This is a genomic window from uncultured Microbacterium sp., from assembly GCF_963521695.1.
Taxonomy (GTDB): domain Bacteria; phylum Actinomycetota; class Actinomycetes; order Actinomycetales; family Microbacteriaceae; genus Microbacterium.
Map to the genome: position 1 here is coordinate 1 of NZ_CAUQWC010000239.1, position 4888 is coordinate 4888.

Genomic DNA, 4888 nt, shown 5'->3' on the forward strand with positions numbered 1-4888 from the left:
TCGTCGTACCCGGGGTCCGGAACTAGGCTCGAACGGGTGACCGACTTCACAGGGCACGTGCCGGGCGGCCGTGAATATCGTCGCCTCCTGGTCGGGCTGTTCTTCGGCGGCGTCGCGACGTTCGCTCAGCTCTACGCCACGCAGGCGGTACTGCCGATGATCGCCGCCGACGTCCCCACAACTCCGTCGGCGGCTGCTCTGACCGTGTCGGCATCGACGCTGGGTCTCGCCGTCGCCGTGATCCCTTGGTCGGTCTTCGCCGACCGGGTCGGTCGCGTCCCTGCCATGACGATCGGCCTCATCGCCGCGACGATCCTCGGCGGCCTCACGCCCCTCGCCCACGATCTCGGTGTCCTGCTCGTCCTGCGTCTGCTCGAGGGTGTCGCGCTCGGCGCGGTGCCGGCCATCGCCCTCGCGTACCTCAGTGAAGAGGTCGACGCGCGCTACGTCGCGGCGGCGGCGGGGTCCTACATCGCGGGGACGACGGTCGGCGGGCTGAGCGGCCGGGTCGTGTCGGGCTGGGTAGCCGAGGCGGTCGGATGGCGGTGGGGGGTGGCATCCGTCGTTCTGTTGTGTGTGATCGCGGCGGTGCTCTTCCTGACCCTCGTGCCCGCGTCTCGCGGGTTCGTGCCCGGGCGCCTTCGCACGACACGCGGGCCGTCGGTGCGGCGGCGTCTATGGCTCAACCTGCGGTCGCCGGTGCAGCTCGCGCTCTACGCGCAGGGCTTCCTGCTGATGGGCGCCTTCGTCGCGGTGTACAACTACCTGGGGTTCCACCTCATCGATCCGCCATTCTCGCTCGCACCGACCGTGGTGACGCTGCTTTTCCTGGCCTACCTGGCAGGCACCTTCTCGTCGCCCCGCGCCGGGGCCCTCGCTGTCCGCCACGGTCGACTATCCGTGCTTCTCGTCTGCTCCGTGGTCATGACGGCCGGTGCGGCGCTGATGTTCGTGCCGGCTGTCGTGAGTGTGGTCGTCGGGCTCGTCGCCTTCACCGCGGGGTTCTTCGGTGCGCATGCCGTGGCATCCGGGTGGACGCCGGTCGCGGCGCATCCGGAGGCGCGCGCACAGGCGTCGTCGCTGTACTACCTGGGCTACTACGCCGGATCGAGTCTGTTCGGGTGGGCGTTGGGCATCGTTTTCGGCGCAGCCGGGTGGGGGTGGTTCCTCGGGGCCGTGCTGGCGATGTGCGCGCTGGCCATGGCGCTTGCGGCCTGGGCGCTGCGCTCGGCGTCGTCAGCCGCGCGGTGACGGCGACAGTCACTGGTTTCCGCGCCCAGGTCAATGCCTCGGCGCGTCATCGTCCTGACCGACTAGCGTCGAAGAAGACGTGAGGGAGGTTGCGAGTGGACGATGCCGGCGAGCGCAGCATGACGGACGACGAGATGGTGGGGTCGACACCGGTGGATGCAGAGGATGCGGTCGAGAACGTGTCCGAGATCAGCTACGACGAGCAGCGCTACCCGGCCCGGCCGCGGCGCCTGCGCCCGCGCGACCAGTTCCGCGGCGGCACGTTGCGGCGGTTCCTCACCGATCCACGAAACGCCAACGGGCTCAACCCGTCGTACGTGGAATGGCTCGTGCGGCAGTCGATGTTGAAGGACGCCGACGTCCTGAGCCGGCAGTTGTCGGGTCAGCCGTCGATGTGGCGCAACCCCTACGCGCGTCCCGACGCTCGACGGGCCATCGAGTCGACCGACGTGTGGTTCACGGCGTACCCCATTTCCCTCATCACGCGACCGGGGGAGTCCTTCCTCGAAGCATTGGGCGATGAGGCGCTGTGGGAGGCGTTCGAGTGGGTGGGGATCAACGGCATCCACACGGGTCCGGTCAAGCGGGCCGGCGGAATCACGGGATGGCAGGAGACGCCGAGCGTCGACGGACACTTCGACCGCATCAGCACGCAGATCGACCCGGAGTTCGGCGATGAGAACGCCTTCCGGCGTGTCGCCGATGTGGCGGAGTCGCACGGCGGCAGCGTGATCGACGACATCGTCCCCGGTCACACGGGGAAGGGCGCCGACTTCCGCCTCGCCGAGATGGCCTACAAGGACTATCCCGGCATCTACCACATGGTCGAGATCCCCCGGGAGGACTGGGAGCTGCTGCCGGAGGTGCCCGCGGGGCGCGATTCGGTCAACCTGGACGCCGATACTGAACGCGAGCTGAGCGCCCGCGGGTACATCATCGGCGAGCTGCAGCGCGTCATCTTCTACACGCCCGGTGTGAAGGAGACGAACTGGAGCGCGACGGCGCCCGTCGTCGGCACCGACGGTCTCGAGCGCCGGTGGGTCTACCTGCACTACTTCAAGGAGGGGCAGCCCTCGATCAACTGGCTCGACCCCACTTTCGCCGGGATGCGGCTGGTCATCGGCGACGCTCTGCACTCGCTCGGTGACCTCGGTACGAGTGCCCTCCGCCTGGACGCCAACGGCTTCCTCGGTGTCGAGAAGAGCGCCGAAGGTCTTCCCGCGTGGTCGGAGGGCCACCCGCTCTCGCACGCGGCGAACCACATCATCGCCGGCATGGTGCGAAAGGTCGGCGGCTTCACCTTCCAGGAGCTCAACCTCACGATGGAGGACATCCGCGACACCAGCGCCGTCGGCGCAGACCTGTCGTACGACTTCGTCACACGCCCGGGCTACCACCACGCGCTCGCGACGGCGAACACCGAGTTCCTCCGCCTCGCCCTGAACACCGCGCGGGAAACGGGCGTCGAGCCGGTGCAGCTGGTGCACGGCATGCAGAACCACGACGAGTTGACCTATGAACTCGTCCACTGGGCGACCACGCATCGCGACACGCTCTATCCCTTCCGCCATGACGAGCACTCGGGTGCGGAGATCGCCGAGATGGTGCGCGCGGAGTTGACCGAGAAGCTGACGGTCGACGCCGATTACAACCTCGTCTTCACCCAGAACGGCATCGCCTGCACGACGGCATCCCTCATCGCCGCCACGCAGGGCAAGGCCACCCTCGACGACATCACCGAGGCCGACGTGCCCGCCATCCGCGACGCGCACCTGTTGCTGGCGAAGTACAACTCGTGGCAGCCCGGCGTGTTCGCCCTGTCGGGATGGGACCTCACGGGATCGCTCACGTTGCCCGCCGACGATGTGCGCCACCTCATCTCGTCGGGCGACACCCGCTGGATCGAGCGCGGTGCCCACGATCTGCTCGACGTGGCCCCGGACGCTGCGTCGTCGATCTCGGGGATGCCGCGTGCGCGCTCGCTCTACGGGTCGCTGGGAGACCAGCAGTCGGATCCGCAGTCGTTCCTGTCGGGGCTGCGCGACGTGCTGCGCATCCGCGGTGACCACGGCATCGCGATCGCGTCGCAGATCGACATCCCGCAGGTGGGTCACCCGAGCATGCTCGTGCTGGTACACCGCCTCGATGGGGGCGATCGCCGCGCCGAGGACGCACCGCTGCAGATCACGGTGCTGAACTTCTCGTCCGAGACGATCGAGGGGACGGTGCGCTCCGAGTACCTCGTTCCACAGAGCACCGCAGTGGATGCCGCGACCGGCGACGTCCTCGGGCGTGTCGACGAGCTGCAGAGCTTCTCGATCGAGCTGGGACCGTACGCCGGTCTCTTCCTGGTGATGGAGGGTCCCGAGACCGACGAGTGAGCGATGTCGGGGGTCGGGCGTACCGTGAGCGCATGTCCGCCCCCGTCTGCCTCGTCGTCTCCTGCGCCGGTGCCGTCGACCCCGCGGCGCCCGTGGCGCTCTGCGCGTGGCACGCGGCCGTCAGCGCGGAGTGGACGACAGCGCACGACGGTGTGACCGATGTTCTGCCGACACCGTGCCGACTGTGCGCATCGCGCCTCGGGGTGCGGTGGCCGACCGGGTGGCTGTGCGCGGTGTGCGAATGGCGGCACGGCGACGCCGTGGACGACGAACTGCCTCCGCCCCGCGTCGACGTCGTGTACTACCTGCGGTTCGAGGAACGCATCAAGATCGGCACCACAGCACGGCCGCGGCAGCGTCTCGCCGCCATCTGGCATGACGAACTCCTCGCCTTCGAACAGGGCGACAGGCTGGTCGAGCGGCACCGTCACGCCTTGTTCGCCGACGAGCGGTTCGGGCGCACGGAGTGGTTCCGGCGATCCGCGGCGCTCGATGCGCACGTCGACGGGATCGCTGCCGGGGTCGACGACCCGTGGGCCCGGTACGCCCGGTGGGTGAGCGAGGCGATCGCCCGGCGCGGGTGAGGGAACACCTGTCCCTGGCGGCGGCAAGCCCTCGTGGGCTCTGGGACGAGCCGTCTAGCGTGGGCCGCACACGATGTGGGAGGTAGTGCACCATGGGATTCCTCGATCGACTCTTCGGGTCCGGTGACGAGACGCCGCAGCGCGCGGCCGCATCGGCGTCCCCGCGTGGCGCGGCGAGCGAACTGCGCGACGCCGACGGCAGGTACGCACCTCCACCGGTTGGCGGCGGTGAGCCCGTGGCATCCGGATCCGACGAAGACCGACAGGCCGTCGATCGCTACCGCTACCTCTTGCGCACAGCTCCGCCCGAGACGGTGGAGCAGGTGCATGCCGAGGCGTTCGGCAAGCTCACACCCGCCCAGCGTCAGCAGGTACTGCACGATCTCTCGACAACTCTGGCGCCCTCCGAGCGTCCCTCCGACGACCAGCCTGCCTCTCTCGCGCGCGCCGCGACCCGCGCCGAGTACTCGCAGCCCGGCTTCATGGAGCGCACGTTCGGCGGGAGGTCGTTCTCGGGCGGCCCGGGCTTCGGCTCGATGCTGGGCGCGTCGATGCTCGGCACGATCGGCGGATACGTGGTGGGCTCAGCGCTCGTGGGCGCGATGTTCGACCCGGGATACGACGCCGGGTACGCCGACGGCGCCGCGGCGGATGCCGGGTCGGGCGAGGAGG

The 4888-nt window shown here is 69.3% G+C and carries 4 protein-coding genes; all 4 read left to right on the forward strand.

The genetic code is table 11. The features are described 5' to 3' along the window. The first annotated feature begins 36 nt into the window (after positions 1-36). A complete protein-coding gene (locus RWP81_RS14250) occupies positions 37-1251 on the forward strand; it encodes an MFS transporter (protein WP_314457176.1) in 1215 nt (404 codons plus the stop codon). Positions 1252-1385: 134 nt separating this feature from the next. Continuing rightward, positions 1386-3632 (forward strand): maltose alpha-D-glucosyltransferase, encoded by a 2247-nt coding sequence (gene treS, locus RWP81_RS14255; protein ID WP_314457182.1) that lies wholly within the window; start codon positions 1386-1388, stop codon positions 3630-3632. A 32-nt stretch (positions 3633-3664) separates the two neighbouring features. Next, positions 3665-4216, forward strand: coding sequence for a GIY-YIG nuclease family protein (locus tag RWP81_RS14260; RefSeq protein WP_314457178.1), 552 nt, complete (start codon positions 3665-3667; stop codon positions 4214-4216). Between the two features lie 92 nt (positions 4217-4308). Beyond that, a partial coding sequence (locus tag RWP81_RS14265; RefSeq protein WP_314457180.1) for a hypothetical protein occupies positions 4309-4888 on the forward strand: 580 nt, incomplete at its 3' end.

Coding starts and splice junctions, on each gene's coding strand:
- treS (WP_314457182.1), top strand. CDS start 1,386: ATGGTGGGGTCGACACCGGTGGATGCAGAGGATGCGGTCGAGAACGTG.
- RWP81_RS14260 (WP_314457178.1), top strand. CDS start 3,665: ATGTCCGCCCCCGTCTGCCTCGTCGTCTCCTGCGCCGGTGCCGTCGAC.